Below are 15,925 nucleotides of genomic sequence, written 5' to 3'. Positions count from 1 at the left end.
GTTGTTTATTCAGGGGCATCAACGACAAGGGCGGTCATTTGACCGCCCTTTGCTGGTTGCTACGATCCTCAGATCGTGTTGCTCAGCCAGGGCTGTTCGTGCAGGTGTTTCTCTTCGTAAGCACGAATGGTGTCCGATTTGCGTAGGGTCAGGCCGATGTCGTCGAAACCATTGATCAGGCAGTACTTGCGGAACTCGCTGATGTCGAACGGGAAAGCCTGGCTGCCGTTGGTGGTGGTAACGACCTGCTTTTCCAGGTCGATGACCAGGCGATAGCCCGGGAAAGCCTTCACTTCGTTGAACAGATGATCGATCTGCTGCTCCGACAGGACGATGGGCAGCAAGCCGTTCTTGTAGCAATTATTGAAGAAGATGTCCGCAAAGCTGGGCGCGATCACGGCGCGAAAACCGTATTGATCCAACGCCCACGGCGCATGCTCGCGCGAGGAGCCGCAGCCGAAGTTCTTGCGCGCCAGCAGGATCGAGGCGCCCTGGTAGCGCGCCTGGTTCAGCACGAAGTCGGGATTGAGCGGACGCCTGGAATTATCCATGCCCGGTTCGCCGTGGTCGAGGTAACGCCATTCGTCGAACAGGTTGGGGCCGAAGCCGCTGCGCTTGATCGACTTCAGAAACTGCTTCGGAATGATCGCATCGGTATCGACGTTGGCGCGATCGAGCGGTGCAACCAAGCCGTCGTGGACGATAAATTTATTCATGGCACTGAGTCGGCGCGGCATGCACAAACGGCAACCGCGCCCTTCCTATTTGCTGTTCAACTGTTGGCCGCCCCGACATAACGTACGGAGCGGTTTTTCCTGTTACTTCTTGCTGGCGTCCTGCATCTTTTCGCCGACGTTCTGCACATCCTTGCCGAAACCATCGACGGTATTACAACCGGCCAGCGAACCGAACACGGCAAACAACAGGAACAGAGCGGAGATTTTTTTCATGGTTTTCTCTCTCAATGACAAGTTACAGGGAACGGACATCCACAAAATGCCCCGCGATGCCTGCCGCAGCAGCCATCGCCGGACTCACAAGGTGGGTGCGGCCGCCGGCGCCCTGGCGGCCTTCGAAGTTGCGGTTCGAGGTCGAGGCGCAGCGCTCGCCCGGCTCCAGGCGGTCGGCGTTCATGGCCAGGCACATCGAGCAGCCCGGCTCACGCCATTCGAAACCTGCGTCCTTGAAAATCTTGTCCAGGCCTTCGCGCTCGGCCTGTTCCTTGACCAGGCCGGAGCCTGGCACCACCATCGCCAATTTGACGTTGGAGGCGCGGAATTTGCCGCGCACTACCGATGCCGCTTCACGCAGGTCTTCAATGCGCGAGTTGGTGCAGGAACCGATGAACACCTTGTCGATACGGATGTCTTCAATCGGGGTATTCGGCTTCAGCGCCATGTAGGCCAGGGCCTTTTCCATGCCGTCGCGCTTGGTCGGATCCTTTTCCTTGTCGGGGTCCGGCACGCGCGCATCGACCGACACCACCATCTCGGGCGATGTGCCCCAGGTGACTTGCGGCTTGATGTCGGCGGCGTTGAGCATGACCACCATATCGAACTTGGCGCCCGGATCGGAATGCAGCGAACGCCAGTAGCTGACGGCACGCTCCCAGTGCGGACCCGATGGCGAATACGGACGGCCCTTCAGGTAATTCATCGTGGTGTCGTCAAAAGCCACCATGCCGGCGCGCGCGCCAGCCTCGATGGCCATGTTGCACACCGTCATGCGGCCTTCCATCGACAACGAGCGGATGGTCGAACCGGCGAACTCAATCGCGTAGCCGGTTCCGCCCGCTGTGCCGATCCGGCCGATCACGGCCAGCACGATATCCTTGGCGGTGACGCCGGCCGGCAGCGCGCCGTCGACCTGCACCAGCATGGCCTTGGACTTGCGCGCCAGCAGCGTCTGCGTGGCCAGCACGTGCTCGACCTCGGAGGTGCCGATACCATGCGCCAGCGCAGCGAAGGCGCCGTGGGTGGACGTGTGCGAGTCGCCGCACACCACTGTCATGCCCGGCAGCGTGGCGCCCTGTTCAGGGCCGATCACGTGCACGATGCCCTGACGCTTGTCGTTCATGCCGAAATACGTCAGGTTGTATTCTTTGGCATTGTCGTCCAGGGTCTCTACCTGCAGGCGGGAGATGGGATCGGCGATGCCGTGCGCCCGGTCTGTGGTGGGAACGTTGTGGTCCGCCACCATCAGGTTGGCCGAATTACGCCAGGGTTGACGTCCGGCTAGCTTTAAGCCTTCGAAGGCTTGCGGGCTGGTCACCTCGTGGAGCAGATGGCGGTCGATATACAGGATGGCGGTGCCGTCATCTTCCGTATGAACGACATGCGACTCCCAGAGTTTGTCGTAAAGCGTCTTGAGCATGTTGCAGTCCTGCAAAGGGCACTGAGCGTTGAAAATAGCATTTGATTATGCCATAAAGCGACAGGTCTTACCCTTCCTGGTGCGTTTTCCGCCGCGCGGCAACAACGGTCAATAATGCTGCGAAGCAGCAACAAAAGCGCAGAAGAAGCGGCACATGCAAAAAGAACAGCATTTCCGGTCACGGACTTTAGTCACTAAAGCCCTGCCGTTCAGCGTGTCTTGCGGGTCTGCTGGTACAAGGGGTCGACACGCTGCGCGTACACCGTCAGGTCGGCAATGCGATCCGCGCTGGAAGGATGGGTCGACAGGAACTTCATCGGCTCCTCGCCGCCCAGCTTCGACATCTTCTGCCACAAGGTCACCGCCGCCTTGGGATCGTAGCCGGCGCGCGCCGCCAGCTCGACGCCGATGCGGTCGGCCTCGGTCTCATTGGCGCGCGAATTGGGCAGCCCCATCAATCCCATGTAAGCGTACTGGGCGCCTTGCTGGCCGATATCGCCCAGGCCCAGCAAGGCGGCGCCGATGGAGATGGCCGAATTGGCCACCGCCTGCTGCGAAGCGCGCTCGCGCGCATGCTCGCGCAATGCGTGGGCAATCTCATGGCCCATGACGGCGGCCAGCTCGTCATCGGTAATCTTGAGTTTGTCGATCAGGCCGCTGTAGACCGCTATCTTCCCGCCGGGCATGCACCAGGCGTTGGTCTCGTCCGACGCCAGCACGTTGACTTCCCACTTCCATTGCAACGCATCCGGACGGAACACGCCGGTCTGCGGAATCAGGCGGTTGGCGATGGCCTTCACGCGCTGCGTCTGCGCGGCGTTGCGGTTCAACTGGCCCTTGCCCTTGGCTTGGGCCAGCACTTGCGCGTACTCCTTGCTGGAGGCCGCATCCATCTCTTGCGACGACACCAGCATCTGCTGCTTGCGGTCGATGCCTACGGCGCCGCCCTGGGTGGTTTGTACCGTTTCGCAAGCGACCAGTCCGGCCAGCGTCAAGGCCAGCATGCTGTTTTTCAATATGGGTTTAATGAGCGCCACGCCCGCCTCCATTGGATTTGATATTTGATGTCGGGAAGGAATGCCTGGCCGCGATGATACCGCCTTGGCCACGATTCTTCATCCCCGCCCTGCCGATTTCAAGTGAGCGATTCGACTGGCAACATCCGCAGGTGGTTCGCCAAAAATAAAGCCGGCGATCGCTTGGCGATGGCCGGCCTGCTGTCGAAAAAGATCGATCAGCGTAATTGCGGCGTATCGACCTTGACGTCGCCGCATTGCGCGCGATGACGCAGCGCGTGGTCCATCAGCACCAGCGCCAGCATGGCCTCGGCGATGGGCGTGGCGCGGATGCCCACGCAGGGATCGTGGCGGCCGAAGGTTTCGACCGCGATCGGGTTGCCGGCCTTGTCGATGGACGGACGCGGGGTGCGGATGCTGGAAGTCGGCTTGATGGCGATCGAAGCCGTGATGTCCTGGCCGGTGGAAATGCCGCCCAAGACGCCGCCGGCATTGTTGCCCACAAAGCCTTCCGGCGTCAGCGCATCCCCATGCTCCGAACCCTTCTGCGTCACCGAGCGGAAACCGGCGCCGATTTCCACGCCCTTGACCGCGTTGATGCCCATGAGCGCATAGGCGATCTCGGCGTCGAGCTTGTCGTACAGCGGCTCGCCCAGGCCGACCGGCACGTTCTGCACGACGACATCGATGCGCGCGCCGATGGAGTCGCCATCCTTGCGCAATGCATCCATGTACTCTTCGAGCTTCGGAATGATGCCGGCATTGGCGGCGAAAAATGCATTGTTGGGAACGTGCTCCCAGGATTCGAACGGAATCTCGATTTCACCCAATTGGCTCATGCAGCCCTTGAAGGTGGTGCCGAATTTCTCGAACAGCCACTTCTTGGCGATCGCAGCCGCGCCCACCGCCGGTGCGGTCAGGCGCGCCGACGAGCGGCCACCGCCGCGGGGATCGCGAATGCCGTACTTGTGCCAATAGGTGTAATCGGCGTGGCCGGGGCGGAAAGTCTCGAGGATGTTGCCGTAATCCTTGCTGCGCTGGTCCTGGTTGCGGATCAGGAGCGTGATCGGCGTGCCGGTAGTCTTGCCCTCGAACACGCCGGACAGGATCTCCACCGTATCCGGCTCCTGGCGCTGCGTCACATGGCGCGAGGTGCCGGGACGGCGACGGTCCAGCTCAGGCTGGATATCGGCCTCGGACAGCGCCATTCCCGGCGGGCAGCCATCAACCACGCAGCCGATAGCCGGGCCGTGGGATTCGCCGAAAGTGGTGACGGTGAAGAGAGTGCCAAAGGTATTGCCGGACATGGTTCTTTATCGCAGTGGACGAGGGAAGTAGTCGATTCTACCAGCGTCGGGGCCAGGCGGCGAGCGGCAGGCTTGCCGGCGCAGCCCCGACGGCATCCTCCGATTACTTCCACTCGCCCCGCAATCCCGCCACCTTCTGCTGCAGCAACTCCGGTGTTGCCTGCTCCGGCGGCACCGCCTCCCCCACCACCAGTTCCAGCCGCGAGAACAGGCCGCGCTTGAAGGAGCGCGCGAAGGGATTGCTGGTATCGCGCGACAGCAGGCTGCCCCACAGACCGCGCAACGCCATCGGCAATACCGGCACCGGTGTGCGCTCAAGGATCTTCTGCACCCCGCCGCGGAAAGGATTGATCTCGCCGTTGCGGGTCAGTTTACCCTCCGGGAAAATGCAGACCAGCTCGCCCTCATGCAAGGCCTGGGCGATGTCGACAAAGGCCTTCTCGGTCAGCCATGGGTCTTCCTTGACCGGCGCAATCGGTATCGCGCGGGCGGTACGAAACACCCAGGACAGGACCGGAATCTTGAAAATCCGGTGGTCCATCACGAAACGGATCGGACGCGGGCTGGCCGCCATGATGACGATGGCGTCCATATAACTGACGTGGTTGCACACGATCACACCCGCGCCATGTGCGCTGATCGCATGGCCATTGGTGATACGCACCCGATAGAAGGTATGGATCAGCAGCCAGGCCAGGAAACGCATCAGGAATTCCGGCACCAGCGAGAAGATATAGATCGCCACCACCGCATTCATGATCGCAGTCGCGAGGAAGATCTCGGGAATGGTCAGGCCGGCCTTCAACAGCACCATCGCCACCAGTGCCGCTACCACCATGAACAGCGCGTTCATGATGTTCATGCCGGCGATGGTGCGCGAGACATGGGCCGGATCGCAGCGCGTCTGGATCAGCGCGAACAGCGGCACGATGTAGAGTCCGCCGAACACGCCGATGCCCAGGCAATCGGCCAAGATGCGCCAGCTGCCGCCCTGCGCCAGGAAACCGACGACATCGACCGCCGCGCCCGGCGCCGCATAGCCGCGGCTGGCCAGGTAGAGTTCCACGCCGAACACCGACAGGCCGATGGAGCCGAACGGCACCAGGCCGATTTCCACCTTGTGGCCGGACAGGCGCTCGCACAGCAGCGAACCGGCGCCGATGCCAACCGAGAATACCGCCAGCAGCAGCACGAACACACTATGGTCGCCATGCAGGTAATTCTTCGCATAGAGCGGGAACTGCGCCAGCATGATGGCGCCGTAAAACCAGAACCATGAATTGCCCAGCAGCGACAGGAACACCGGCCGGTTGCGGCGCGAGAAACCGATGTTGCGCACGGTCTCGGTGAACGGGTTCCAGTTGACCTTGAGGTCGGGCACCGGCGCCGGCGAGTTCGGGATGCCCTGGCTGGCCAGCCAGCCGAGCACGGCGATACCCAGCGTCACGCCGGCCACCAGCTGCAGCCCCCAGGGCTTATGCACGACCAGCACCGCCCCCAGGATTTCGCCCAACAGGATGCCGACGAAAGTCCCCATCTCGATCACGCCGTTGCCGCCGATCAGCTCCTCACGCTTCAACTGCTGCGGCAGGTAGGCATATTTCACCGGCCCGAAAATGGTCGAGTGAATGCCCATGCCGACTACCGCTGCCACCAGCAGCCAGAGATGATGGGTCATCCAGCCATATGCGGCCACGGCCATGATGGCGATTTCCAGCAGCTTGACGAAACGCGCCACGCGCCCCTTCTCCAGCTTGTCGGCCAACTGGCCGGCGGTGGCGGAGAACAGGAAGAACGGCAGGATGAACAGGCCGGGAATGAGGTTGTTGAGCAGCCCGGTATCCATGTCGGTCCACGACAACGCGTCGTAGGTCAGGATAGTCAGCAGCGCGGTCTTGAAGACGTTGTCGTTGAGCGCGCCAAGGAACTGGGTCCAGAAGAAAGGAGCGAAGCGTCGTTGGGCCAACAAGGCGAACTGATTATTCTTTTGCATGGAGAAGTCGGTGGCTGTAATCGGATGGACGGCAAAACTTCAAACAATAACGAGACGCAGCGGGCAATAAAAAACCGTTCCCCGAGGAACGGTCTTGATATGGCCTGGTGGGAGCAGGCCCCAGTATAACGGAGCCGCCATCATGGCCGGGCTACACCGGCGTTGGCTCAGGTGTTGTTCTCTTCGTGCTCGGCCGGCCAGTCGCGGATATAGGCCTTGAGCATCTTGTTCTCGAAACCTTGCGCGTCCAGCACCGCCTTGGCCACGTCGTAGAAGGACATCACGCCCAGCACGGTGCGCGCCTCCATCACCGGCACGTAGCGCGCGTGCTTTTCCAGCATGATGCGGCGCACTTCGTTGAGATCGGTGTCCGGGGTGACAGTGATGGGCGCATCGTTCATGTGCCTGCGCACGGTCGACGAACCCAGCGCGCCGCCGCTCTTGTGCAGCGTCAGCAATACCTCGCGGAAGGTCAGCATGCCCACCAGGTCGCCGTACTCCATCACCACCAAAGAACCGATGTCTTTCTCCGCCATCGCAGCGACCGCCTCCTGAATCGGGGTTTCGGGCGTGACGGTGAACAGAATGTTGCCTTTGACCTTGAGGATTTCAGAGACTTTCATGATGTCATCCTAAATTTATATTGTGCTGTTTTGACTGTAGCCGATGGTGCCTGAAAAATCCAATTCGTGCAGGCAACATCGCATGGCTGCGCACGCTCTCGGCGTAAGTAGCATGGTACGGGCAAGGGCGCGGTTTCGGCAACCGGCAATCGCGCTGCTTTGCAACTATTTCATTGAATATCCGACACGCGCTGACTAAGCTGAAATTACCAAGACTTTGGGAGATGAGTGTGTCCACCGCGCTGCCCGACCGGGAATATGCCAGCTTCAGCGACTTCTATCCGACATATCTGAGTGAACACTCGCATCGAGTCAATCGTCAACTGCATTTCCTCGGTTCGACGCTGGCGTTGCTGAGCCTGATGCTGCTGCTGATCACCCACCAGTGGTGGTGGCTGCCGGCCGCCATCGTCTGCGGCTACGGCTTTGCCTGGATCGGCCATTTCATGGTCGAGAAAAACCAGCCGGCCACTTTCCGCCATCCTCTGTATTCGTTCCTCGGCGACTGGACCATGTATTGGCAAATGCTGACCGGGCAGATTTCTTTCTGAGAAAGCCTAGCGCTCCCACATCTTGCGCCGTTCCTCCAGCGGTACCGTCGCATAAGGTGCGGGCGCGACAGCCGCCATGACCTTTTGCTGCACCACTTCCTGTGCGCTGCAATATTCGTCCAGCGACTGGTCCAGCGCGGCATCGACCGCCCCTTCCACGCGCGTGGCCAATGCCCCTTCCTCGCCCGTGTGGATCAGCACCGCCGGGTCGAATACGAACAGGCGATACACCTGCGCCAGCTTCAGCCCGGCAGGATTGGCGACCAAGGCCCAGCGGTCCATGCCATCGACGATGCGCTTGTTCCATGATGCTTTGCGGGAGACCTCGGGCCTGATCGACGCGACCCAGCCGGCCTCCTCCATCTTGCGCAGCAGGTTCTGCAATTCGCCCAGGCCGAGCCTGGTGGCGCGCCTGATATCCCCCATGTCGACCACGGCAGTTTCCTCGCCGGTGCGCGCGGCGTGCAGGAACTTGAGGATCTTGACCGCATCGATGAACTCCGCCCCCGGCGATGACACATGCCACCAGCGTTCGTAGCGCACCACCGGCAGTGCCGCCGTCAGCAGCGCGCCCATCAGCGTGATCATCCACATCATGTAGATCCACAGCAGGAAAATCGGCAGCACGGCCACTGCGCCGTACACCATCGTGTAGGTGGGGAACTTGAGGATATAAACCGCGAACAGCCGCTTGGCGATTTCCACGCCGACCGCCGCCACCAAACCGCCTGCCAGCGCATCGCGCCAGTCCACGGCCCGGTTGGGCACCGTGCTGTAGAGCAAGGTATACGCCACGGTCGACAGCATCAGCGACACCAGGGTGTAGAAGCTGGCGCCCAGCCAGGGCAAACTCTTGACCGCGCCGCCGGTGGCCGTGGACAAGAACGATGTCACGCTGATCGACACCCCGATCAGCAACGGCCCCAATGTGATGATGGCCCAGTACACCAGCACGCGCTGCACCAGCGGGCGCGATTTCTTGACGCGCCAGATCTGGTTGAACACGCTTTCGATGGTCGACATGGTCATGACCGACGTCAGAATCAGCGCCACCGCGCCCAACGCCGACAGCCGCGCCGACTTCGAGGCGAACTGGTTGAGGTAGCCCAGGATGGTATTGGCCACGCCCTTGGGCATCAGGTTCTCGACGAAATACGCTTCCAGCGAAGCACGAAGGGTGGAGAACAGCGGAAAGGCAGTAAACAGCGCCAATGCGATCGTCAGCATCGGCACCAGCGAGAGGATGGTGGTGAAGGTCAGGCTGCCGGCCACTTGCGGCAAGCGGTCCTCGCCCAGCCGGCTCACGGCAAAGCGGAACAGATCGCGCAACTGCTGACGGGTCAAGCCACGCATATGGGTCAGGGAAAAACGGAAAGAAGACATCGGATCGGTTCACTTCAAATGCAAGGAGCGCAAGGAGACCTCCTCGCATGCCCACTGGTTCCTGCCGGCCAGATTGCCATCGAATCGCATCAGCCATGACATCAGCCATACGCCGACCGGTCAGCAGGATTAATCCAATCCGGTTCAGATGGGCCTGAAAATTGGATTATCGCCAATATTTCTTCATTTTCCGAACTTTTAGTGAAAAGTTTTCAACAAAAGGCTCATCAATCAACTTAATGTCGACTAAACTTTTTCCGGGGACATCGACAGTATCGCAAACCGGCCAACGCAGCCGGACTCGGCGGCGTCGACCATCCGGGTAACTGACCATCGACCATGCGCTCTGGCAAGCCGGGACAACGTCTCCTGGCATCGGGCGCAACGGTAATCTTTTCGGGGGATTTCCAAATGCGTCACCTTGTCGGAATTTCACTTGCCGCCCTCCTCCTGGCTTCCGTTGGCAATCATGCCGTCGCCGCCCCGGCCGCCGAAACCAGCGTGGCGTACATCGGCTTCGCCTGCGCGCTGTCGAGCCCGGTCGAAGCTTCTGTACGCATCGGCAGGAGCATGGCCAACGCGGCGCAACTCGCCGTCGACGCCGCCAACCGCCAGAAGATCAGGATCAACGGCAAGGAAGTCACCTTCGAACTGCTCACCCAGAATGACAATTCCGACCTGCGTACCGCGCCAATCGTCGCCGAATATTTTGTCAAACGTGGCGTGATCGGCGTCATCGGCCACGGCAATTCCGGCACCAGCATGGCCGCCTCAGCCGTCTACAGCCGCGCCGGCATACCGCAACTGGCGCCCTCCGCCAGCAGCCGCGCCTACACGCAGCAGGGCTTCCAGACCACCTTCAGGATGGTCGGCAATACCGAGAAAGGCGGAAAATACTTGGCAGAATATGCGGTCCAAACCGCCGGCCTCAAGCGCATTGCCGTGATCGACAATGGCATCGCCTCCGGGCACGCGTTCGCCGAAACGTTCGCGCAAGCGGTGCGTGCACAAGGCGCCGAGATCACCAGCCATGACTCGGTCAGCTACAAGACCTCGGATTTCAGCAGCGTCCTCAGTGCGGCCAAGAACAACAATCCCGACGCCATCTTCTGGGGCGGCCTGTACGACCAGGCGGTCATGCTGGTGCAAGCCATGCAGCGCCTCAACATCAATGTCCCGCTCATCAGCGGCGCCAATAGCATCATCAGCCCGCGCTTCCCGAAACAGGCCGGGACGGTGGCCAACCAGATCATCTCGCTCGAAGCGAGCCAGCCGATAGAAAAGCTCAAGGGCTGGAAAAACTTCCAGCGCGGCTACGAGGAAGATTTCGGCAGTTATATCGATCCGTATGCGCCGCTGGCCTACGACGCGGCGCAGGTATTGATCGCAGCGGTCAAACAGGCCAATTCGCTGGCGCCGGACAAGATCACTGCGGCATTGCACAGCATCCGCTTCAACGGCCTTACCGGCGCGATCGCGTTCAACGGAGAGGGCGATCTGGTGGCGCCGGTGTTCAGCATCTACGCGCTGCGCAACCAGCAATGGCAGTTGCTGCAGGTCATCGACGGGAAATAGCGGCGGCGCCGCTCACGCGCTGCAGCATCGACGCCCGCCCTCACCGGCGTGCCAGCGCGCCGGAACGCGACTCGCCTTTGGCCACTGCGCCATCCGCTCTTCACTGATGGCAAGAGAAAAAAACAGAAATATAATAAGTTGCATGAACACTGCACATTCCCACTCCGCCTCCGTCAACGCCACCATCCTGGTGCTGTATTACTCGCGCCATGGCGCCACCCGCAAGCTGGCCGAACTGATCGCCCAGGGCGTGGAAAGCGTACCGGGCTGCGATGCCCGCCTGCGCACGGTGCCTGCGGTATCGACGGTAGCCGAAGCGGTGGAACCGGATGTGCCCGCCAGCGGCGCCCCCTATGTAGAGCTCTCCGACCTGGAAGAATGCGACGGCCTGGCGCTGGGCTCGCCCACGCGCTTTGGCAACATGGCCGCGGCGATGAAATATTTCTGGGACGGCACCGCGCCGCAATGGCTCTCGGGCGCGCTGTCAGGCAAGCCGGCCGGCGTGTTCACCTCCACCGGCAGCATGCACGGCGGACAGGAATCCACCCTGCTGTCGATGATGATTCCCTTGCTGCATCATGGCATGCTGCTGGTCGGCCTGCCCTATACTCATCCTGAACTGATGAATACCAACAGCGGCGGCACCCCTTACGGCGCCAGCCACTGGGCGGGAGTCAACGGCAACCAGCCGCTGTCGGACGACTCGCGTACCCTGGCAATCGCACTAGGCAAACGGCTGGCAGAAACTGCCAAACAATTACGGAGACCATCATGAGCAGCTCTCAGGCACACATTGCACGCTATTTCCATGCTGGAGCCATCGTCAGCCTGATTTCCCTGATCCTGTTGTGCGTAGCGTGGGAGCTGGCGCTGGCGCCGCTGCGCCCGGGCGGCTCCTGGATGGTGCTCAAGGTAATTCCCCTGCTGCTGCCGCTGCGCGGCGTATTGAAACGCGACGTCTACACCATGCAATGGTCGTCGATGCTGATCCTGGTCTACCTGGCCGAAGGCCTGGTGCGCGCCACCAGTGACGCTTCGCACACGTCCATGCTGCTGGGCTGGGCCGAAGTCGCGCTGTCCTGCGTCTACTTCCTGTGCGCCCTGCTCTACCTGCATCCATTCAAAAAGGCCGCCCGGGAAATCGCCCGCCAGGCGATCCAGAAGGCCTCGCAATAAGCCTTTGCTGCCCCGCGCCATGTCCGGCGCGGGCTCCCCCATACAGGCGGGCATGCGCCCGCATCGTGCGATGAACCAATTCCTGCAAGCCTGCCGCGCTGCCATCGGCGCGGCGCATGTCCTCACCGAAACCCACGACACCGCCGGCTACCTGACCGACCAGCGCGGCCGCTTCACCGGCCGTGCGGTGGCGGTGCTGCGCCCGGCAGACACCACCGAGGTGGCGGCCATCGTCAAGCTGTGCGACCGGCATCGCGTGCCGCTGGTGCCGCAAGGCGGCAACACCGGCCTGGTACTGGGCAGCGTGCCCGACCAGCAAGGCAATGCCGCCGTGCTGTCGCTTAAACGCCTGAACCGCGTGCGCGCCGTCGATCCGGTCAACAACACCATGACGGTCGAAGCCGGCTGCATCCTGCAGCACATCCAGCAGGAAGCGGCTGCCGCCGGCCGGCTGTTCCCGCTGTCGCTGGCCGCCGAAGGCAGCTGCACCATCGGCGGCAACCTCTCCACCAATGCCGGCGGCACCGGTGTTCTGCGCTATGGCAATACCCGCGAGCTATGCCTTGGGCTGGAAGTGGTCACGGCGCAAGGCGAAGTGATGAGCAGCCTGCGCGGCCTGCGCAAGGACAATACCGGCTACGACCTGCGCGACCTGTTCATCGGCGCCGAGGGCACGCTGGGTGTGATCACGGCGGCGGTTCTGAAGCTGTTCCCGCAACCACGCGCGCAAGTCACCGCGCTGGCCGCGCTGAAGACGCCGGCGCAGGCGCTGCAATTGCTGAACCTGGCGCAATCACGCTGCGGCCCGGCGCTGACCGGCTTCGAGCTGATGTCGGACTTTTGCCTGCAACTGGTATGCAAGCACTTCCCCGACCAGCGCCTGCCCTTCGCACAGCGCCACGCCCAATACGTACTGCTGGAATTGTCGGACAACGAATCGGAAGAACACGCACGCGCCATGTTCGAAGAAGTGATCGGCAACGCGCTGGAACAGCAATTGATCGACGACGCCGTCATCGCCTCATCGATCGCGCAATCGAAAGCGCTGTGGCAATTGCGCGAAAATATTTCGATGGCCCAGGCCCACGAAGGCAAGAACATCAAGCACGACATCTCGGTGCCGATCTCGCGCATTGCCGAATTCATCGAGGCCACCGACACGCTGGTGCAGCAGGCATCGCCCGCTTGCCGCATGGTGACCTTCGGCCATCTCGGCGACGGCAACCTGCACTACAACGTCTCGCCGCCGCTTGGCATGGCCGATACCGACTTCATCGGCCAGCAGCATGCCATCAACCTGGTGGTGCATGACAGCGTCGACCGTTTCGGCGGCTCCATCTCCGCCGAACATGGGCTCGGCGCACTCAAGCGCGATGAGATCACGCGCTACAAGTCGCCGGTCGAACTTAAACTGATGCGCACCATCAAAACCGCGCTGGATCCGCATAACCTGATGAATCCGGGCAAGGTCATCTGACCTGCCGCGACGACGGCGCCAGTCCGTCGCACACACAATCGGGAGCGGCAGGGAGAACAGGTGCGCGCCATCGGCGGCGCACAGTTCTTTCCTTGCCGCGAGGACGCCTTGATGCATCTCCCCCTGTTTTTCTCCCGCCTTTCGCACGCGCTCAGCGCATCAGTGTCGGCCTTGTCCCTGCTCAGTCTCTCGCCGATGGCATCGGCTGCGATCTACAAATGTATCGATGCGGCCGGCAACGCCACCTACAGCGACCATGCCTGCACCGGCGCGCAAGAGCTCGCGCCACCGCCGCTGCCCGTTGTCCCTGCCGTCAAACCGGCCAGACCGGTGCCGCCGGATTCCGCCAAAGAAAAAACCGAAGCCGCGAAGAGCGCAATGCAAACCCGCAACCATGAACGGCAGCAGTTGCGCGCCGAGGCCGCACAGAAAAAGGCATGCGCCAAACTGGCATTGCGCCGCCGCTGGGCCGAGCAAGATGTGCAGCAAGCAAGCACCTTGCCCCTGCGACCCAACGATAAAAAGCTGGAAAACGCCCAGCGCAAAGCCAGGCGCGCCGATGAGCAATACCGGCTTGAATGCGGTGGCAACTGAAGCCCCCTCCCCCCGCTGGCATGCATTCCGCAAAAAATAAAGGGGCGGAAGCCATATCCGGTCATCCGCCCCAAACTTCCCCCTCAGGAATGCTTGCGTCCAGGTTCGTGAGTCGCCTGCCGCCGTATTACGGCAACCGCGCCTGCGCCGGCGTGACGTCGATGACATAAGGCGCAGTTGAGCCATTCGATACCGTTTCGCCGTGCAGGTTGAATACGCTGACCAGTTGCGACAGCTTGGACGCCTGCTCCTGCATCGACTGCGCAGCGGCCGCCGCTTGCTCCACCAAGGCGGCATTTTGCTGGGTATTCTCATCCATCTGCGTAATGGCGCGATTGACCTCTTCGATGCCGTTGCTCTGCTCCTGGCTGGCGGCGGTGATCTCGGCCATCACATCGGTCACGCGGCGCACGCTGGCCACGACTTCATCCATGGTGCGTCCGGCCTGGGACACCAATTGGCTGCCCGTACCCACCTTCTCCACCGAATCGTCGATCAGCGACTTGATTTCCTTGGCCGCCGCTGCCGAACGCTGCGCCAATGAACGCACCTCGGACGCCACCACGGCAAAACCGCGCCCCTGCTCGCCTGCGCGCGCGGCTTCCACCGCGGCATTCAACGCCAGGATGTTGGTCTGAAAGGCGATGCCGTCGATCACGCTGATGATGTCGACGATCTTGCGCGATGAATCGTTGATCGATGCCATGGTCTGCACCACCTGATTGACCACCGTCCCGCCCTGCTCGGCCACCTGCGAAGCCGATGCTGCCATCTGGTTGGCCTGGCGCGCGTTGTCGGCGTTCTGCTTGACGGTAGAGGTGAGCTGTTCCATCGCCGATGCAGTCTCCTCCAGCGAACCGGCCTGCTGCTCGGTGCGCGCGGAGAGGTCGAGGTTGCCGTTGGCGATTTCGGCAGATGCCGTGTTGATGGTCTCGGTACCGACGCGCACGTTGCTCACGATATTGCGCAGGTTGGAATTCATGTCCTGCAGGGCCTGCAGCAGCTGGCCGGCTTCATCCTTGGTCTTGACCGTGATCTCAGCCGAAAGATCGCCCTGGGCCACCTGGCGCGAAACCTTCACCGCGGTATTGAGCGGCCGCGTGATGCCCACTGTCAGGAACCAGGCGCAAGCCACGCCGAACACCAGCACCAGCGCTTCCAGCACACCCAGCAATATCGCGCTCTGTTTGGCGATGCGCTCGTTGCTCGTCGCCAGCGCATCAAGCTCTTTGCGCTGCAGGTTCATCAAGGCCTCCACCCCTTCCTGATAGGCCTTGGCCGCCGGCAGGTAATCCTTTTCCAATGCGTTCTTGATCAGCTCCTGGTCCGGATTGTCCTTGGCCTTTTCCTTGTAGATCACATCGCGGGTAGCGAGGTATTGCTTGCGCAGGGTGCCGACGATTTTCCCGAGCAGTTGCTTTTCCTCTTCGGTCACGACCAGTTCCTGGACCTTCTTCTGCAGTTCGCTGGAGACACGCGTGGCTTCGTCGGTCTCCGGCTTGAAGAAAGCCGACAGCGAAGGGTCGCTGCTCTTGGCCACCGCGGTAGCGCGCCGGATGCCGCTATAGGTGTTGCGATACCAGTCGGAGATATAGCGCTCCTTGGCGATAGGCTTGTCCATCATCTGCTGGGTGGCCTCGGCCAGCGTCTGCAAGCGCCAGATGCCGATACCGGTAATCGCCACCGACAAGCCAAGAATGATCGCAAAGCCCAGTGCCAGGCGTTTGCCGATGTTCATATTGCCGATAATGCTCATGGTCTGCTCCATCCTCCGCCGGCTGCTGCCGGCATGTATCGTTTTTGATCCTCATGTCCATCCGCGCCGGCGGCCAACAAGCCAAGCCCCGAAAAGCACCC

15 protein-coding genes are annotated in these 15,925 nt (G+C 61.7%); 6 read left to right on the top strand and 9 right to left on the bottom strand.

Annotation, left to right across the window (positions count from 1 at the left end):
* Positions 1-68: 68 nt before the first annotated feature.
* From leuD to AKL28_RS14805, 7 genes are all read right to left on the bottom strand, one after another.
* Positions 69-716, bottom strand: coding sequence for a 3-isopropylmalate dehydratase small subunit (gene leuD, locus AKL28_RS14835; protein WP_050468938.1), 648 nt, complete (start codon positions 714-716; stop codon positions 69-71).
* A gap of 102 nt (positions 717-818) precedes the next feature.
* Positions 819-950 carry an entericidin A/B family lipoprotein gene (locus AKL28_RS14830; protein WP_050468936.1) on the bottom strand — a complete coding sequence of 44 codons (132 nt, stop codon included), beginning with the start codon at positions 948-950 and terminating at the stop codon, positions 819-821.
* Between the two features lie 22 nt (positions 951-972).
* Positions 973-2,373 carry a 3-isopropylmalate dehydratase large subunit gene (gene leuC, locus AKL28_RS14825; RefSeq protein WP_050468955.1) on the bottom strand — a complete coding sequence of 467 codons (1,401 nt, stop codon included), beginning with the start codon at positions 2,371-2,373 and terminating at the stop codon, positions 973-975.
* A 209-nt stretch (positions 2,374-2,582) separates the two neighbouring features.
* Positions 2,583-3,422, bottom strand: a complete 840-nt coding sequence (locus tag AKL28_RS14820) for a M48 family metallopeptidase (RefSeq protein WP_050468935.1) — start codon at positions 3,420-3,422, stop codon at positions 2,583-2,585.
* Positions 3,423-3,607: 185 nt separating this feature from the next.
* Positions 3,608-4,696, bottom strand: a complete 1,089-nt coding sequence (gene aroC, locus AKL28_RS14815; RefSeq protein ID WP_050468934.1) for a chorismate synthase — start codon at positions 4,694-4,696, stop codon at positions 3,608-3,610.
* A gap of 103 nt (positions 4,697-4,799) precedes the next feature.
* Entirely contained in the window at positions 4,800-6,689 is a 1,890-nt protein-coding gene (locus AKL28_RS14810) for an MFS transporter (RefSeq protein WP_050468933.1), read from the bottom strand.
* 167 nt (positions 6,690-6,856) lie between these two features.
* The gene (locus AKL28_RS14805; protein WP_050468932.1) at positions 6,857-7,312 is read right to left on the bottom strand and encodes a CBS domain-containing protein; all 456 of its coding nucleotides are present in this window, start codon (positions 7,310-7,312) and stop codon (positions 6,857-6,859) included.
* Positions 7,313-7,542: 230 nt separating this feature from the next.
* Between AKL28_RS14805 and AKL28_RS14800 the strand changes: the two genes are divergently transcribed.
* A complete protein-coding gene (locus AKL28_RS14800; RefSeq protein ID WP_082221506.1) occupies positions 7,543-7,863 on the top strand; it encodes an Mpo1-like protein in 321 nt (106 codons plus the stop codon).
* A 6-nt stretch (positions 7,864-7,869) separates the two neighbouring features.
* On the opposite strand, the gene AKL28_RS14795 is transcribed toward AKL28_RS14800, so the two are convergent.
* Positions 7,870-9,246 (bottom strand): YihY family inner membrane protein, encoded by a 1,377-nt coding sequence (locus tag AKL28_RS14795; protein ID WP_082221505.1) that lies wholly within the window; start codon positions 9,244-9,246, stop codon positions 7,870-7,872.
* A gap of 411 nt (positions 9,247-9,657) precedes the next feature.
* Between AKL28_RS14795 and AKL28_RS14790 the strand changes: the two genes are divergently transcribed.
* The 5 genes from AKL28_RS14790 to AKL28_RS14770 all read left to right on the top strand — a co-directional run bounded on the left by AKL28_RS14790 (position 9,658) and on the right by AKL28_RS14770 (position 14,068).
* The gene (locus AKL28_RS14790) at positions 9,658-10,821 is read left to right on the top strand and encodes a branched-chain amino acid ABC transporter substrate-binding protein (protein ID WP_050468929.1); all 1,164 of its coding nucleotides are present in this window, start codon (positions 9,658-9,660) and stop codon (positions 10,819-10,821) included.
* Positions 10,822-10,963: 142 nt separating this feature from the next.
* Positions 10,964-11,596 (top strand): NAD(P)H:quinone oxidoreductase, encoded by a 633-nt coding sequence (gene wrbA / locus AKL28_RS14785; protein ID WP_050468928.1) that lies wholly within the window; start codon positions 10,964-10,966, stop codon positions 11,594-11,596.
* On the top strand, positions 11,593-11,997 hold the full coding sequence (locus AKL28_RS14780; protein WP_050468927.1) for a DUF2069 domain-containing protein: 405 nt from the start codon (positions 11,593-11,595) through the stop codon (positions 11,995-11,997). Before wrbA ends, AKL28_RS14780 begins: the two co-directional genes overlap by 4 nt.
* 70 nt (positions 11,998-12,067) lie before the next feature.
* On the top strand, positions 12,068-13,474 hold the full coding sequence (locus AKL28_RS14775; protein ID WP_050468954.1) for an FAD-binding oxidoreductase: 1,407 nt from the start codon (positions 12,068-12,070) through the stop codon (positions 13,472-13,474).
* Positions 13,475-13,585: 111 nt separating this feature from the next.
* On the top strand, positions 13,586-14,068 hold the full coding sequence (locus AKL28_RS14770) for a DUF4124 domain-containing protein (protein ID WP_156226357.1): 483 nt from the start codon (positions 13,586-13,588) through the stop codon (positions 14,066-14,068).
* A gap of 127 nt (positions 14,069-14,195) precedes the next feature.
* Here the strand turns inward: AKL28_RS14770 and AKL28_RS14765 are convergent, their stop codons facing one another.
* Positions 14,196-15,824, bottom strand: coding sequence for a methyl-accepting chemotaxis protein (locus AKL28_RS14765; protein WP_050468953.1), 1,629 nt, complete (start codon positions 15,822-15,824; stop codon positions 14,196-14,198).
* Between the last annotated feature and the right edge of the window lie 101 nt (positions 15,825-15,925).

It is taken from the genome of Herbaspirillum chlorophenolicum (assembly GCF_001189955.1).
GTDB classification, from domain to species: Bacteria; Pseudomonadota; Gammaproteobacteria; order Burkholderiales; family Burkholderiaceae_D; genus Herbaspirillum; species Herbaspirillum chlorophenolicum.
This window is presented reverse-complemented; position numbering and strand designations above follow the sequence as displayed.